The 15,121-nt window shown below is 41.3% G+C and carries 16 protein-coding genes and 1 pseudogene; 3 read left to right on the top strand and 14 right to left on the bottom strand.

Annotation, left to right across the window (positions count from 1 at the left end):
* Nucleotides 1–105 precede the first annotated feature (105 nt).
* Together CLV98_RS12480 and CLV98_RS12475 are read right to left on the bottom strand one after the other, a co-directional pair.
* Nucleotides 106–1,074, bottom strand: a complete 969-nt coding sequence (locus CLV98_RS12480) for an NAD(P)-dependent alcohol dehydrogenase (RefSeq protein WP_109674646.1) — start codon at nucleotides 1,072–1,074, stop codon at nucleotides 106–108.
* A 355-nt stretch (nucleotides 1,075–1,429) separates the two neighbouring features.
* Nucleotides 1,430–2,497 carry a glycoside hydrolase family protein gene (locus CLV98_RS12475; RefSeq protein WP_229203349.1) on the bottom strand — a complete coding sequence of 356 codons (1,068 nt, stop codon included), beginning with the start codon at nucleotides 2,495–2,497 and terminating at the stop codon, nucleotides 1,430–1,432.
* Nucleotides 2,498–3,131: 634 nt separating this feature from the next.
* Between CLV98_RS12475 and CLV98_RS12470 the strand changes: the two genes are divergently transcribed.
* The gene (locus tag CLV98_RS12470) at nucleotides 3,132–4,106 is read left to right on the top strand and encodes a T9SS type A sorting domain-containing protein (protein WP_158281246.1); all 975 of its coding nucleotides are present in this window, start codon (nucleotides 3,132–3,134) and stop codon (nucleotides 4,104–4,106) included.
* A 21-nt stretch (nucleotides 4,107–4,127) separates the two neighbouring features.
* Entirely contained in the window at nucleotides 4,128–4,952 is an 825-nt protein-coding gene (locus CLV98_RS24065) for an exosporium glycoprotein BclB-related protein (RefSeq protein WP_109674644.1), read from the top strand.
* Nucleotides 4,953–5,331: 379 nt separating this feature from the next.
* Here the strand turns inward: CLV98_RS24065 and CLV98_RS12460 are convergent, their stop codons facing one another.
* The 6 genes and pseudogenes from CLV98_RS12460 to CLV98_RS24190 form a co-directional block, all read right to left on the bottom strand.
* Complete coding sequence (locus CLV98_RS12460; protein ID WP_229203348.1) at nucleotides 5,332–5,709, bottom strand: dihydrofolate reductase family protein; 378 nt, start codon at nucleotides 5,707–5,709, stop codon at nucleotides 5,332–5,334.
* A 3-nt stretch (nucleotides 5,710–5,712) separates the two neighbouring features.
* Complete coding sequence (locus CLV98_RS12455; protein WP_229203347.1) at nucleotides 5,713–6,270, bottom strand: dihydrofolate reductase family protein; 558 nt, start codon at nucleotides 6,268–6,270, stop codon at nucleotides 5,713–5,715.
* A gap of 77 nt (nucleotides 6,271–6,347) precedes the next feature.
* On the bottom strand, nucleotides 6,348–6,614 hold the full coding sequence (locus CLV98_RS12450) for a Rossmann-fold NAD(P)-binding domain-containing protein (protein WP_109674642.1): 267 nt from the start codon (nucleotides 6,612–6,614) through the stop codon (nucleotides 6,348–6,350).
* A complete protein-coding gene (locus CLV98_RS12445) occupies nucleotides 6,598–7,050 on the bottom strand; it encodes a VOC family protein (RefSeq protein WP_109674641.1) in 453 nt (150 codons plus the stop codon). Before CLV98_RS12445 ends, CLV98_RS12450 begins: the two co-directional genes overlap by 17 nt.
* Nucleotides 7,051–7,093: 43 nt before the next feature.
* Complete coding sequence (locus tag CLV98_RS12440; protein WP_109674640.1) at nucleotides 7,094–7,474, bottom strand: nuclear transport factor 2 family protein; 381 nt, start codon at nucleotides 7,472–7,474, stop codon at nucleotides 7,094–7,096.
* A gap of 229 nt (nucleotides 7,475–7,703) precedes the next feature.
* Nucleotides 7,704–7,871, bottom strand: a pseudogene (locus CLV98_RS24190) (hypothetical protein); the annotation flags it as partial.
* 175 nt (nucleotides 7,872–8,046) lie between these two features.
* Between CLV98_RS24190 and CLV98_RS12430 the strand changes: the two are divergent.
* The gene (locus tag CLV98_RS12430) at nucleotides 8,047–9,054 is read left to right on the top strand and encodes a GlxA family transcriptional regulator (protein ID WP_109674639.1); all 1,008 of its coding nucleotides are present in this window, start codon (nucleotides 8,047–8,049) and stop codon (nucleotides 9,052–9,054) included.
* A gap of 41 nt (nucleotides 9,055–9,095) precedes the next feature.
* Here the strand turns inward: CLV98_RS12430 and CLV98_RS12425 are convergent, their stop codons facing one another.
* The 6 genes from CLV98_RS12425 to ltrA form a co-directional block, all read right to left on the bottom strand.
* Nucleotides 9,096–9,896, bottom strand: a complete 801-nt coding sequence (locus tag CLV98_RS12425) for an endonuclease/exonuclease/phosphatase family protein (protein WP_109674638.1) — start codon at nucleotides 9,894–9,896, stop codon at nucleotides 9,096–9,098.
* A 910-nt stretch (nucleotides 9,897–10,806) separates the two neighbouring features.
* Nucleotides 10,807–11,115, bottom strand: coding sequence for a hypothetical protein (locus CLV98_RS12415; protein WP_146202274.1), 309 nt, complete (start codon nucleotides 11,113–11,115; stop codon nucleotides 10,807–10,809).
* 22 nt (nucleotides 11,116–11,137) lie between these two features.
* Nucleotides 11,138–12,595 carry a hypothetical protein gene (locus tag CLV98_RS12410; protein ID WP_109674635.1) on the bottom strand — a complete coding sequence of 486 codons (1,458 nt, stop codon included), beginning with the start codon at nucleotides 12,593–12,595 and terminating at the stop codon, nucleotides 11,138–11,140.
* A gap of 394 nt (nucleotides 12,596–12,989) precedes the next feature.
* Nucleotides 12,990–13,280, bottom strand: a complete 291-nt coding sequence (locus CLV98_RS24015; RefSeq protein ID WP_109674634.1) for a transposase domain-containing protein — start codon at nucleotides 13,278–13,280, stop codon at nucleotides 12,990–12,992.
* Nucleotides 13,240–13,794 carry an IS66 family transposase gene (locus tag CLV98_RS12400; RefSeq protein ID WP_262512148.1) on the bottom strand — a complete coding sequence of 185 codons (555 nt, stop codon included), beginning with the start codon at nucleotides 13,792–13,794 and terminating at the stop codon, nucleotides 13,240–13,242. Before CLV98_RS12400 ends, CLV98_RS24015 begins: the two co-directional genes overlap by 41 nt.
* A gap of 103 nt (nucleotides 13,795–13,897) precedes the next feature.
* Entirely contained in the window at nucleotides 13,898–15,058 is a 1,161-nt protein-coding gene (gene ltrA, locus CLV98_RS12395; protein ID WP_211320025.1) for a group II intron reverse transcriptase/maturase, read from the bottom strand.
* Between the last annotated feature and the right edge of the window lie 63 nt (nucleotides 15,059–15,121).

The raw sequence follows: 15,121 nt of genomic DNA, 5'->3' as shown, positions 1-15,121 counted from the left end.
TTTGTTTGATCAATTTTTGTAAGGGCTTGATTGGTCCAACCGTTTAAAAGAAACCAAAGCAAGTTTGTTTCAATTATTACCCGATTACAATTCAATGTTTGGCCCTTATTGCTTGTTGGGCACCACATCGATTAAAACATTCCCTGTTTTCAGCCCTTGCCGCACATATTCGTAAGCCTGGCCTATATCCTCAAGTACATAGCTTCGATCTATTACTGGCTTGAACTTTCCAGACTTCAAAAGATTTCTGATATAAGGAATCGTTTCCCGCACAGGATAAGGAATCGGGAAAATCACCTTTTTACCGGAGAAGGATGTCAAAAGTGGATAAAAAACATTTTGAGAGTAAGGCCCTAGCTCTGAGGATATATAAATTCCATTTTCTTTTAATAGTGATTTGCACTTTCCAAAGGTACTTTTACCCACAGTATCGAATATAAAGTCGTAGGTATCCCCCCCTTTCGTAAAGTCTTCTTGGGTATAATCGCATATTTTATCGGCTCCCAACGATCGCACCAGCTCGATATTTTTGGTATTACAGGTGGCGGTAATTTCAACATCAAATTGTCTTACAAATTGCAGGAGCGCCGAGCCAATCCCGCCAGTTGCCCCATTGATCAGTACTTTCTGACCAGATTGGATATTTACTTTATGAATAAAAGTGTAGGCATAATGAGCTCCTTCCAGACTTGCTGCGGCTTGATGATAACCTACCTCTTCGGGAATGGGGAATAAATTATCGATCGTTGTCAAAGTATATTCAGCCTGTGACCCAAGGCCCGAGTCATTAAAACCATAAACCCCATCCCCCATGCTAAAAGACCTGACATTCGCACCTACTGAAACTACTTCACCGGCAAAGTCGGTCCCCAATATTATTTTCCTGGGTCGCAACAATCCCAAAAGAAAGCGCATAATAAAGGGTTTTGCACTAAGTATGGCGCAATCTGTCCGATTGACGGTACATGCATGAACCTTTATTAAGAGTTGATTTTCATTGGGGATGGGTTTTTCTATATCCTCAATTCTAATTGCATCTGGGGAACCATAACTTCTACGTATTGCCGCTTTCATGTTTTGAGTATTTATTTTTTCAATCTGTAACCTGGCAAGGGACAGAGGGCCTACCGTTTTACGATTTAGTATCGGACTTGTTATGACCTATTGGTCCAAATCCCTGAAGTAAATATTAAACAATAAATATAACATAAACCGACCTGTCTTTAAACAAAATAGCTGATAAAGTGGGCAACAGCGAATCGCAGTTGCTATTTATATAGCGAAGGCTCGATTATTTCTAGTCGAACTTGTAGCCCAGAAAACCCCAACGAACCGCCGTATACGAGACCAAAAATCATTCTATAATATCCCGTATAGGACTACGGAAACACCTAACGCTCAGGCTTGGTGGCCGAACGGATGAGAGCGATCAATTTGATAAATCTTTGGACGTCGCTAAGGCAATCACCCTACCGCTTTCACCCACGGCGTTGTAAAAGTGATAAACGACACCATTCCACTGGATTACCCAAGGCTTATGGGCATAGGTTTTGTCATAAGCCTCGGACGGAGCGATCAAGTCCGCTCCGTCCCAGTCTGTCCAATTGATTAAGTCATACGAGCAGGCAAAGCGCTCGAAAGCGCCGGGTTTCCAGAATGCCCCAAAATAGAACATCACATAAATATCACCGATTTTCGCAATCTGCGCATCGCCACAAATACCTTTCCCCTTCGTGATTATAGGATGTTCTCCATACCTCTTCCAGGTGAGCATATCGTCGGATACGGCCATGGCAATACTTTCATACTTAGCCGTGTCGCCTTTTGCATTATAATACATCACAAAGGGATGCCCAGTATGTTGGAGCTTATCATGAATGACCAGACTTTTATAAATGGTTTTATTCTCAAACCAACGAACATCCTCATCTTCGGGCGACAATAGTGGCGCATGAGTGGTATTCCATTCTACGGCCTCCGTCAAAGTCGTAGCGTTTGCCAAACCTATCTTTAAAGTGCCGGATTCGTATCCGGCCGTATTTCCACCCAAATAGGTCATCCAGTATTTGTCTTTATAATTTTCTGCGGAATAATCACCTCCCCACTCGGTATTAACGAGAGAAACATAGCCGGCTTTCTGGTTAGCATCCCAAGTCCCATCTGTAAACGACAATATTTTTCCTTTCGATTTCCAGTGAAGCAAATCATCACTTTCCGACAACCAAGTCTCATATCCATGACCATCGAAAACAATATATGTCATATACCAAACATCGTTTTTGCGAAAGATGGTAGGACTATCCACCATCTTGGTAGTATCTGGATGTTGTAGCACAACACCATATTTGTATGGCGTTTTGATTTCATCAAAAATACGTTCCATTTCCTCCCGAGGTACTAGCCGATTTAAGGGGTTATCTACCTGACCATAAACAACTAACGCCATAAATACTGCCGCCACAAACCCTACGCTTACCTTCCTGATGAATCTACTCATTTTCTACTCAATAATGGTTCAATATCCTTAGAGGGGATAGGAAAAATAGATTAAATCTTCTCTTTACAGTCTGCCACCCATTCGGAAAGCCAGTTCATATTCCTGATCGATTGATCATTCTAGCTTTGTGCCGTTCATTCAAAAGCGTTTTCCATAGAGGAAATGTACTTTTCTGCTTGTAATTCACCATTTTTTTAAACCTATACAATTATGAATAAAGTCTTCTTCCGCCTGACGGGTGAGCGAATAGGTCCTTTGGTTTATTTACAGGAATCCTTTGTCTGGCAATTGCCATAGGTATTAATGCTGTAATATTACATCTATTGAATCTAATTATCAAGGTGAACACAGCGGGATGCATGGGTTTAAATATACCGCCCCCCCCCGGTTTCAACAGCACATGGATGGAGCACGATTAGCCCAGTATGCCTTTAAGGACTGATAAAAATTTGGACAGACTCTTTCTTTGTAGCGCCCACTCCTCAGCCGATTTTAAACTATTTAACTCAAACACAATAAGATATAGAGCTAATTCTATGCAATAAACTTCATATTCAATAAAATAAATTGTAGATTTAATCAAATGATACATGGATTCGCTATTCAAAGTAATCCCATAAAATCATATGATGGCATGAAAAACTACCTCCTCTCTGGTATGTTGGCATTATTGGCCACCATACCAATTCAAGCACAGTTTGTCGTTGGGACCGAAGGCGTGACCATTCTCAGCAACACCTCCACGGCGATTAACGGCCTTACCGTCACCCCCACAGCCGATATGACGATCAGCGACAATGCCCTTACCATTTCATCTACTGAAATACTGGGCTCCCCTAGCAGTATTTCAAGAGTTTATGAATTCGCCACCCCCATTCTATTTGAGGGCGAACTGGGTCTATACTATTTAGATCCATCAGAACTGAATGGAAACATCGAAAGTAACCTTCAAGTGGCCTATATCAGCAACGACGTACCCATCACGAGTATGGGTAGTACCGTAAACAGTGACGACAATTATGTTTACAACAGTATCACACCCGAGGTATCTATCAGCAAAATCACTGCTGCTACCTTAGGAGCTTTACCGGTAACCTTGGTTGAATTTGGTGGTAAGCAAGAGGAGAATCGAATCGTACTTAACTGGAAAACCACCGAGGAAACGAATAGCGATTTCTTCGAGATCCAAAAACGCCTTAATAACAAAACTTGGATGGCATTAGGACGAGTAACGTCTACTACTAATAGTTCCGAACCGAAAGCCTATTCATTTTTCGACAATAATCCATGGTTGGGCAACAATCTTTACCGGCTCAAAATGGTGGACCTGGACGGGACATTTGCATTTAGTAAAATCATTAACGTAACGAATGACGAAGAATTTACGGTGGTAGTATATCCAAACCCGGTGGGGGATCGGATCGTTATCCATCCAAAATACAGGCAAGACATCGCCTCACTGCGGCTTCTTAATACTCAAGGACAGGAGCTCCTGAGGTCCTACGACCATCTGCCGATAGACATCAAAAGCCTCCCTGCTGGAATATACTTGCTCCAATTACAAAATGCCAGTGGCACCATACATTCCTATAAAATCGTAAAACCCTAACCTGTTAACACCCTCCTGATTATGAAAAGCACCATGATTTATATACCCAACTTGCCACGTCTAACGTTCTTATCCGTTCTCTTCGCTATATTTTCAGTGGTTCTTTCTTTCAAGACATGGGCACAAGTAGGCATTGGTACTACCACACCACATGCCAGTGCCCAGCTTGAGGTACAATCGGCAGACAAAGGCCTGCTCATACCAAGAATGGACCAAAGCACAAGGGACGGAATCGATTCTCCGGCAAATGGCCTAATCATCTATCAAACCGATAATACGCCTGGTTTGTATTATTTTGACGGAAGCTGGAAACCCGTAACACCTCCTTCCAACAATCCTCCTTCCACCATCATTCCTTACGCTTCTGGTACACCCATCACAATGAATACTACTGTAGGAGGCTTAACTGATAATGCTTCAGTAATTGGATTTGGCAGTTCAACCTCTGGGATCTCCCTCGTTGGCGGCAACATTAGTGCTGCATTTATTCCTAATATGGCTTTTTCTATGCCTCGGGATGGCACCATTACATCCATAAGTGCCTATTTTAGTAATACAGTTGCTATAACATTAGTGGGTTCTACCGTCACCATATCCGCTCAACTATACCAATCCACTACTCTCAATGACCTTTTTACTCCGGTCCCTGGTGCTATAGTTACACTAGCACCTTCGCTTACCGGAATAGTAGCAATTGGCTCGATAAGCAATGGTATTACCTCCGGACTTAATATACCAATTACCGCTCAAACGAGGTTAATGCTGGTTTTTAATATCTCTGCGGATGGGATGAGTCATATCCATGTAGTTACCGGCTACGCCAGTGCGGGGGTGGGCATAAACTAATCATGCTCTTGAATCCTAGAACCAGTAGGGAAACTATACAAATACAAAATGACGGCTTAATTGACACCCAGCGACCCGGCCCAAACCTAGGCAAGTGTAATACTAGGCGGCACCTGGTCCATCAGATTTCTGTACCCTGCTATTTTTTTCCATTGGCTATTATGATCATGGAATGCCTGGATAAACTTCACTTTGACTATTGACGCTTCGGTTCGTAATAAAGCACAATTGCTCCTGACATGAAGATTTTTGTATTTACAAGGCTGAAAATTTTCTGGTCTTTGATTTTGTCAAACAAGGCCCGACCTTTTCCTTCAAGCATTGGGTAAATGCAAACCTGAAACTCATCTATCAAATTCAGGTTTAGTAACTGAATAATTCACCTCCGACTGCCGACCAGGATATCTTTATTTTCCCCATTGGGAGATTGTTTGAGTTCTGAAATCATTTCCTCAAGGGGGCGATTGGACAATTCTGCACTTTCCCATTCGGTGTTTTTTAAGGTCCGTGAAAAAACAATTTTTGGTATTTTGTCCATTGCCAAAGCAAAATCGTCCATAGCTTTCTGGCCTGAAGGATTTTTTAGCAGTGTTTGCCAATATTGCATGAGCTGGTAGGTCGTCCTTCCATATAAAATTACTCCAGCATGGCCTATTAGGCTGGCATAATGTAGATGTAAATCATCATCGGGCATGCCTGCTGTATGGTCGCAAATCCCGTCAAGCGTCATGTTTATGGCCGCAATAACATTTCTCATATTTTATGGTTTAGTATAAGTGAGCAATACCACGCCACTCTTGAATATCCTGGAATCCGTGAGTTTCAAATCGAGCTTACTTTTTATTCCTTCAAAAAGAGGAGTACCACTTGGCAATGCCACGGGATCGATCATGATTTGATAAATATCAATCAATCCCGCATTAGAAAACTGTGAAACAATACTTCCACTCCCTAAAATAGTCAGGTCAGGCCCTTCGCTTGATTTTAGCTTGCGTATTCGGCCCACAATATCACCATTCAGAATGGTGGTGTTACTCCAATCCGGAATTTTTAAAGTATTTGAGAATACAATTTTCTCGGCGTTATTCATGCCAGCCGCTACTACCGGAAACATTTCTGCGGCCATTGGCGTCGGCCAAAAATTGGACATCATCTCATAGGTGATTCTACCAAAGAGAAGGGCGTTGTCCGCACTAAGAGATTGTTCGGAGTATTTTCCTTCTTCTTCACCATGGCGATGCCAGCTCGTATCGTCGTTCTCTCCCTTGTAATAGCCATTGAGGGATAGGAAAGTAAAAGAGGTAAGTTTACGCATCATTATAGAGTATAATTTCAGAATTATATTTACGAATCTCATCTTTACTCAGCCCGCTGCCTGACGGGCCAAAACCTCACTCATTCCAAAATTTCGATTGTATAGTTGAGGTGTTCTACCGCCTTTATTATTTCCTGCGATTCTATGCCCCCCCTCACCGACTCTACCCGAAGGATGTTGTCACAATCTTCGAGATCGAAATTGATTTTGTGCTTTGGGAAGAACACATTTAACCTTCGGATTATTTTTTCGGCCTGCTTGCCATCCATCACATTCGTTTTGAAAACTTCAATGATTGAATAGCTGGTATCCTCTTGTGAAACTTGCTTTTTATTGCTCTGCCTCATTTTTCTCCCCACAATTAAACATCCACTGCACCCCAAACCTGTCGATACAACTTCCATAATAATCACCCCAAAACATATCTTGGAGCTCCTGGGTTACTTCTCCCCCTTCGGACAGGGCATCGAATAGCTGCTTGGTTTCCACACGCGTATCGGGCTGGAGGTTGATATACGCATTGTTACCAAAGTTCAACCTGAAGCCCATCGACTCAGGAGCATCGGTCCCCATAAGATTGTGGCAGTCCAATATTTTTAATTCGATATGCATGATAAGGTTTTTATCCTCTTCGGCAATGGAAGGCATACCTTCTTGCGGGGGAATATCGCCAAACCTCATGGGGCCATTTCCAAAGAAATCGCCTCCAAAAACGGACCTGTAAAAAATGAATGCTTCTTCTGTATTTCTTGAAAAGTTGAGATAAGTACTTACTGCTGCCATGATTCCCTAATATTTTATGATCTATTTAAAATTTAAAAACGACTTAGTTATTGGTTTCAATCACGTATGAATGCATTTCTTTGATAATAGAACTTCCTGCACTTGCAAAGCGGTACACATCACAAAAAACGTAGGTTTTATCCCCCATCTTCATCTCCCCATTGAGCGACGCTTCTTTGCCATGGGTAATGATCGTATGAATGACTACTTCGTCTGCTACATAGCTTTTCATGAGGTTAATCTCTTTAGCAAACTGTTCCTTTCCCTGGATGGTTTTGTCACCGTATATTTCCCAACATATATCATCGCTGACATGATCGATGATAAAATCAGCATCGCCAGTTGCAAATGCTATGTTAAAGTCTTTGAGAAAGACCTTCTTCGGTGCGTTTCCACAATCTGGAGTAACGGTTATTTTAGTCATAGTTACAGTGTGCTTTAAAAATGGACCTACAAGATATTGAAGTTAATAAATAATTCATACTACCCTTTATACTTATCCATATATAACAGATTCCATCGGTGTCCATCTAAATCTGTAAAGGCACATCCGAACATCCATCCTTGAATATCCGCTGGCGGAGAAAACACTTTTCCCCCAGCAGCTTCTACTTTAAGGGCCCTATCTTCTACATATTTCCTATGAGGAGCCCCTACCGAAATGAGTACTTCGGCACTCTTGCTGGTGTCCGTGATGGTATGTGCATGGCATATTTCCCGAACTGCTCCTCAGTCACCATCATCACTGGAACACTGCCGATTCTAAACCCTATCATTTCTTCCGGACCTTCGTGCAAGACTTCAAAACCTAACTCAGTGAAAAATACCCTTGTTTTTTTAAGATCCTTTACGGGGAGATTGAGCCATAATTCTTGTTTCTTCTTTTTATAGGTTTATATTCCTACCAAAATTCTAAAAAATATATGGCAATTACTTGGTGCAAATACGACAATATAAGGGGTTGATTACGTCAAGGTTAGTTTGTAGCTTTCCATTATGAAACACATCTCTATACTTGTACCCGAAGGTGATACTAGCCTGAGCAATCTAGAGGCGACTTACAAAATGTTTACAATGGCCAATAGCCATTTGGAACGCTCTGGCCAATTGCATCTCTTCGATGTTCACCTGGTCGGTCATTCCAAAGAAAGCCAGTTGAGCAACGGTATCTTCAGTATAAAGCCCGACACCACAATTGACCAAGTGGGCAAGACTGACCTCATCATTATTCCCGCCATTCATGGAGATATACAAACTATTTTAAAACTCAATCATGCCTTTATTCCATGGATCATTGGTCAATATAAAAAAGGTTCGGAAGTGGCTAGCCTGTGCATTGGTGCCTTTTTACTCGCTAAAACAGGGCTGCTAGACGGAAAAAACTGTGCTACGCACTGGCTGATGACCAAAGAATTCCGTGAAATGTACCCGGAAGTCAATCTTGTAAATGATAAAATCATCACCGACGAGGGTGGTGTTTACACGAGTGGAGGGGCCTATTCGTCCTTGAACCTAAACCTGTACCTCATCGAAAAATTTGTTGGCAGAAAAATGGCTGTACTTTCTTCAAAAATATTTGAAATTGACATCAACCGCCACAGTCAATCTCCCTTTATCATTTTTAGTGGTCAAAAGGACCATGATGATAAGGCGGTAGTACAAGCTCAAGAGTTTATAGAGACTCACTTTTCTGAAAAAATCAGTGTCGATGAACTATGTGATCACTTTTCAGTCGCTCGAAGGACCTTCGAACGGAGGTTTAAAAGGGCCACTTCCAATACGATTATCGAATATATTCAGCGCGTTAGGGTTGAAGCGGCAAAAAAAATGTTAGAATCAGATAGAGCTGGCATCAATACCGTGATGTATGACGTAGGCTATACCGACCCTAAGGCGTTTAGAGAGCTATTCAAAAAGATTTCCGGCATGTCACCTATAGAATATCGTAATCGGTATTATAAGGAGGTAGGAAAGATACCTACGCAGGTAACAACGACCGAATGATAGTCCTTTTACTTCATAACCCAAACACTTTTCGAAAGCGATTATAAGGTTATTTCAAATTCAGCAAAGACGGGTAAATGATCCGATGCATATTGCTCGTCAATCACCTGATGGCTCCGTACTTTTATCGGCTTTGCCGATTTATAGAAAATATAATCAATGGTGCTTTTTGGGTTGATCACAGGAATTGTATATTGGCAGTTGACCGTACAGCTTCTTGTAAAATATTGATCCATTTTGGCGATAACCGGACTTTCGGGGTAGGCATTGAAATCACCCGCAATCACCGTTGGGGTATCCAAGGTAGTTAAATTGGCAATGATTTTATCGACCTGAATCAGCCTATTGGGTTCGCGAAGACCCAGATGGGTACTGGCAAAGACAAAATTCCTTTTTTTGGATAAAGCCACGGTGATCGCAGCTACGGCACGCAGTTCTTCGGGTTGATCTGGCAAGATAGGCAATGCAATGCGCATGGAATCAATAATGGGGTATCGCGACAACACCGCAACGCCATAATCGCCACCTTGGTGGTCAATGGCCTTAGAAAAAAAGTAGAACATGCCTGTTAGCTGGGCAAGTTCCTGCGCCTGATTCCGACCCTTCCCTGAACGAATGGTATTGACATCAATTTCTTGGAGCGCCACAAAGTCTGGCTTGTGGTCATTAATCACTCTGGCTATCGCCCCTACATCAATGAGCTCACCAGCCGTTGGAGGGTTACAATGATGCACGTTATAGGCCATCGCTTTTATGCGCTTCTTGGGTTTCGCATTTGCCAAAACAAAGAGGTTTCCGGCAAAGAACAGAAACAAAAAGATAATGGGAATGACCTTTTTCATATTCAACTGTTTTCTATTGGATTGTTGTAAAATTCACTTTTCTCTTTTCAAAGGCTGCCATTACAAAAGAATACTACCTTTTCAATAGAAAAACTGTTCTGCTATCATTTTGGATTTATAAACAAATCTAAAACTTAGTAAATTCTGTTTCTACCAGTTTTTCGAACACATAAACTTCAGGCTTAAAGCGCTGCTATACCAAAGCAAATAAAATGCAGGCACTTGATCCTCTAAAGTGGCAAATTCCCTTCTAAAGTGAGGCCCCGGAGGGTGGTAGGTTGATTTTGGGGTGAACTAATGGTGTTATAATTGAAAAACATTTAATAAAAATAGCTGGAAACAGCGGCAACTACCGAAGATTGCTCGGTAGTTCAAAAGGAATAATTGACTTCTACCATATAAATTAGAGTACTGAATTTGAATCACTTAATCCCAGTTGTTGCTTAATTTGCGACAACTAGGTATTCCTGTCCAAGGAGGCCACTTTGGCGTGTTTGACTTTTATCCATTCATTGAGGAAAAGGCCGCTACCCTACTCTATCCGATCATCAAAATTATTCATTTGTTGATGGCAATAAACGAATTTCAGCTGCTGGTTTTTTGCTTTTCTTCGAAGTAAATGGATTGCTGAAATCGAAAGAAGGAAATCTACTAATTAGCAATGAGGCACTTGCTAGCTTTACGCTTTTTGCAGCTGCTAGCAAGCCGGAGGAGATGGAGACTGTGAATAAGTTAATTATTAGTGTGCTGAATAGGAATCAGGGAATTGGCATCTGAAAGGATTTTGCAAGACGATCAACACCAGCGTGGTTTTTCTTAAAATTGAGTGTAGGAACCTAATTTATCAAGAATTGGGTTCCTACTTAAATAGTGGTATAGAAATGTTAGCTACAAAACACCTATCATTCGCTCAAATTAATCCTCGTAATTTTCTTTCAGCATTTTTCAGAATCTGCCCGTCAAACAAAGTTTGAAATTCATTATCCGTCAATATCAAATACTCTAATGTAAGTTGGTAATGACCTCGTTCAATTAGCGTGATAAAACCTTCAGAAAGTTTTTCAGCAGTAAGCAATTTGAATGCAGCATTCAAACCGCCGTTTTCTCTAATCATGTTTTTATAATAACTAGGATTATATCCTATTACGAGTTCTTTAATCTTTTCGCACTGATCATACATTTCATTTTCCAGTCTTTGGGCAATTGTAGTAGTTTCCATAATAACTTGTTTTTTTATATTGTTAAATTCTTCCAATTCGATGTTTCGCATTGTTCAGCAAAGTTTCTGCAAACAATGGATGATACTTGGGGCTGTTTACGATAAAAAATTCTAAAGTCAGATCAAGTCGCCCCATCAATAATAAAATCGTAAATCCGTCTGTTGGCTCTGTGGAACTGAGTATTTCGTTCGCAGTAACCAATGCACCATTTTCTTTCAACATTATCGAGAAATACTTCGGTGTATTTGTTTTAATTTCGTTCCGTATCTTTTCGTAAAGACTTTCAAGATCTATTTCAAGCTCCTTTTCTAGTGGGGTGTTATTCAACCCATTCTCAGCAAATACATCTTTTTTTACGAATTGAAAGGACACAGTGCCCTCCGAAGGAACTGGATCAGTGTCCAATCTTTGAGAATTAACAACACCAGTTGTATTGGCTACAACAAAACCTTGACTAAGCCAAGCTGTTTTCCAAACGTGCGTTTTGGATGCAAAGTCATTGCCCCAAAACACATTATATTTATATGCTACTTCTGGAAGCTTGCCTTTGCCAATTTTCTCAATTTGCTGATTAAGCTCACCTATGGTGGCGGTAACCGTTGTTAACCCTTCGGATAAAGCATTGGCCAGTAGCTTTTGTATAGGGTAGTATTTTTGTTTCGGAGATAATCCATTAACCTTTTGCATCTGATGATTTTTTAATTTACCACGCAATTTTGGTTTCAGATTATCCAGCTTTCCATTCATGGCTCGAAAAGGAATTTCAATTTTCGAAAAAAGAAGCATCTCAGTGCGGTAGGGCTCATCGATATGACCAGGATACAGTAAGGCATTTAAAGCATTAATCAAATCACAATATATGTAATAAGCAGTCTCTTCAGGATAAAATGCACTTCTGTTGTACTTACCTATTAAAATCTCAATCGGCTTTTCAGTAACCATTTTATTTCGGGAACCACCTTTTATAGGAAAATATTTTAGTCCAGCACCTTTCTCATTTGCCTTATAAATTATATAATTTAAAGTATAAATCGCTCTATTGTCGTAGATAACATAGTTTTCTGGATCCCAAAAACTAGACAATTTTGATAATGATGGGATAATCTTAAAAAGATCGGTCGCTAGTGGAGCACGTTCCTCAAGGCTTTCAAAAAAACTTTCAATTCTTGTTTGATTCTTCTTATTATCAGCAGGGTTTTTAAAGGCAGATATCCCACCCCAATCTTTTATAATCCAGTGCAGTAATTCATAGTTCAGCTTGTTATTAGATAATCTCTGACTGACAATCTTTTTTAACAATCGATTTTGACTGAAAGCAGATGTCGCATCTTTAACATCAAGAATTTCTTGACGACTTAAACTCAGGACATTGGATTCATCAATAAGAAGCTTAGAAATATCCCACGCGTAGTTCTGCTCCAAAGTCTGCGGTTCCAGATAGTCGGTAATAATTTGTGCAAGCAGTTCCTCTTTTTTCATGATGTAGTCAGTCTGATAGTTTCATTATGCAAACCTACAACAATTTTTTGCTATAAAACCTTTTTTATCAATATTTTTTTTATTTATCAATAATATCAACACCATAAGGCGCTTAAAACGCCCTTTTACATTGCATATTTTCAAAAAACAGATTTTACATTTATTTCAATATACTGGATTACAGCTGTAATTCATCACCAGTATACAGCAAGTAAACGCCCCCGGCCACTTCCACATCATACCTCCTATAAATCCCCAAAATTTGCCAATTTCACGCAATCCCCCTATCTTACTAACCATCAAACTTTAATTTTTATTAAAGCCGGTATGTTAAAAGAACTCATTAAAGTGTAAGCAGTCGACGGTCCCCCTATTGCTACTTAATTAATAGGGTTTAGGATGTTTTCCACCTATGCGGAAGCAGGTCGGAGAACTTACCATCGTAATTGATATCGTTGAGTTTGCGTAGTACGTCCAGTAGCCAGTCGTTTGGATTCACGTTGTGTTTTTTGCAGGTAGCAAACAAGGAATAGATCATGGCCACATTTTGGGCTGTTTCATGTGTACCAGCGAATAGGAACGGTGCGACGTTTCGCTTTTTCCGGCCTAAGGCCACAGGCCTGATGGCATTTTCGATCAGGTTGTTATCCAGTTGCAGATCCCCATGTAATGTATAGTACTTCATGCGGTCCGCCGCTGCGGTTGTCCATCAGGGGCAATGCATAGGCGATGGCCTTTCCGATCGGGCTGGATGGGAGTACTTTGGGATACTCCTGTAGCATCCATTCTTTTAGCTCATTCAGTATCGGTGAAGCCTCTGTCATGCGCTTCTCCACAATCTGGCTTTCGGTCAGTAGTGTTTCTGCCTCTCTGATTTCTTTCTCTATCTTATAAAGCTTAGCAATGGTATCTACCGCCCAGGTAGCTCTTCCCTTATCGTATTTGACTGCTTCGTCAAATTTTCGACGAATATGGGCCATACAATAATAGTGTTCAATGCCATTATTAGTAGCAAACAGGCTTTGATAAGCCTGATAAGCATCAGTCTGGATCACGCCAGAGTAATCCTTCAATATGTCCTTTGGCCCAGATTGATCCCTTCCTGTTCGGTAGTCAAAAAAGACTAATCCATCCACTGGAGCATGGTAAGCCCATAGGTATCCTCTGTGAGAAGGGCCCTTCTTGCCGCCTTCAAGCACTTGCAATCTGTCGAGTAGGTAAGGGGAATTTCACCCCAAACCTCTCACAGCACCGTGCGTGACAGTCTCCCGTCACACGGCGCTTCCAGATTAGCAAAACAGGTTAATAGGGTCGCACATTAGGCCAGTGCTCAAAAAGACGTGGGTTGGTTTTGTAAACATTGACAAGCCACCGATACGCCCTGCCCTTTCCCATGCGTCTAGTATTCATGATCCATCTTACCATCTTGGTGTTCAACCAATACCATACATCTCGGGTTGTCCAATGAGAGTAGTGGCAGTAATAACGGTACCAACCTCGGATATTGGGATTTAAGACCTTTGCAAGATCCTGTATGGACCCTTTGTAGCCACGACCAACTACTTTTCGAAGTTTTTGTCTGACATCATTCTTTGAGCTTTTACTCATGCAAGGAAAATATGTCAGACGCCAGCCATTTTTGGTTGGTCTGCGTAACGGCCTAAAGGTGTAACCAAGAAAATCAAAGCTTACACTCTTATGAGACTCGGTATGGGTCATATTCTTGCAATACACCACATGAGTCTTCTCTTGGTTCAGTTCCAGGTAGCATTCCTTCATCCTTTTAGCTACGGCATCTCGAATAAAAAGAGCCTGCTTTTCAGTCGTACAGTGGATGATTGCATCGTCACAGTAGCGTTCAAAAGGCATATTAGAATGATATTTCTCCATCCATTTGTCAAAGGCAAAGTGCAGGAATATGTTGCTCAGCAAGGGCGAAATTACTCCTCCCTGAGGAGTTCCTCTTTCCCGCTTCTCAACAACTCCACCTTTTGAAACACCGGCTTTAAGCCAGCGCTCAATATAAATAAGTATCCACTTCTCCCCTGTGTACCTCTTGACTGCAACCATTAACAGATCGTGATCCAGATTGTCGAAGAACCCTTTGATTTCTAAATCCACTACCCAGCTGTAGTAACCGCAATTAGTGACCGCTTTGGCCAGCGCCTGATGAGCACTCTTACCCGAACGATAACCGTAACTGTCAGCATGAAAGCTGGTGTCTACCTTTGGCTCCAGATAGCTCTTCACTACCTGTTGGGCAATACGATCCGAGATAATTGGGATGCCCAGGTTTCGAACACCCCCGGATTTCTTCGGTATCTCCACCTGCTTTACAACCGGTGGATGATAACTACCAGAAGTCATCCGGTTCCAAATCCGGTAAAGATGACCCGATGCATTTTGTTCAAAATCTGTCAGGCTCTGCTCATCAATACCTGCACTACCTTTGTTTGCCTTCACCTTCCTTTAAGCCTCCAGTACCATCTTCTTGGTAACGGGATGCTGCTTTGTTTCATAATAATC

It is taken from the genome of Dyadobacter jejuensis (assembly GCF_003149085.1).
In the GTDB taxonomy this organism is placed as follows: Bacteria; Bacteroidota; Bacteroidia; order Cytophagales; family Spirosomataceae; genus Dyadobacter; species Dyadobacter jejuensis.
The sequence above is the reverse complement of the archived record's forward strand: the minus strand, read 5'-3'. Positions and strand labels throughout refer to the sequence as shown.

Excerpts from the sequence above, each read along its gene's own strand:
- CLV98_RS12480 (WP_109674646.1), bottom strand. The coding sequence starts at position 1,074 with ATGAAAGCGGCAATACGTAGAAGTTATGGTTCCCCAGATGCAATTAGA.
- CLV98_RS12475 (WP_229203349.1), bottom strand. The coding sequence starts at position 2,497 with ATGAGTAGATTCATCAGGAAGGTAAGCGTAGGGTTTGTGGCGGCAGTA.
- CLV98_RS12470 (WP_158281246.1), top strand. The coding sequence starts at position 3,132 with ATGAAAAACTACCTCCTCTCTGGTATGTTGGCATTATTGGCCACCATA.
- CLV98_RS24065 (WP_109674644.1), top strand. The coding sequence starts at position 4,128 with ATGAAAAGCACCATGATTTATATACCCAACTTGCCACGTCTAACGTTC.
- CLV98_RS12460 (WP_229203348.1), bottom strand. The coding sequence starts at position 5,709 with ATGAGAAATGTTATTGCGGCCATAAACATGACGCTTGACGGGATTTGC.
- CLV98_RS12455 (WP_229203347.1), bottom strand. The coding sequence starts at position 6,270 with ATGATGCGTAAACTTACCTCTTTTACTTTCCTATCCCTCAATGGCTAT.
- CLV98_RS12450 (WP_109674642.1), bottom strand. The coding sequence starts at position 6,614 with ATGAGGCAGAGCAATAAAAAGCAAGTTTCACAAGAGGATACCAGCTAT.
- CLV98_RS12445 (WP_109674641.1), bottom strand. The coding sequence starts at position 7,050 with ATGGCAGCAGTAAGTACTTATCTCAACTTTTCAAGAAATACAGAAGAA.
- CLV98_RS12440 (WP_109674640.1), bottom strand. The coding sequence starts at position 7,474 with ATGACTAAAATAACCGTTACTCCAGATTGTGGAAACGCACCGAAGAAG.
- CLV98_RS12430 (WP_109674639.1), top strand. The coding sequence starts at position 8,047 with ATGAAACACATCTCTATACTTGTACCCGAAGGTGATACTAGCCTGAGC.
- CLV98_RS12425 (WP_109674638.1), bottom strand. The coding sequence starts at position 9,896 with ATGAAAAAGGTCATTCCCATTATCTTTTTGTTTCTGTTCTTTGCCGGA.
- CLV98_RS12415 (WP_146202274.1), bottom strand. The coding sequence starts at position 11,115 with ATGGAAACTACTACAATTGCCCAAAGACTGGAAAATGAAATGTATGAT.
- CLV98_RS12410 (WP_109674635.1), bottom strand. The coding sequence starts at position 12,595 with ATGAAAAAAGAGGAACTGCTTGCACAAATTATTACCGACTATCTGGAA.
- CLV98_RS24015 (WP_109674634.1), bottom strand. The coding sequence starts at position 13,280 with ATGAAGTACTATACATTACATGGGGATCTGCAACTGGATAACAACCTG.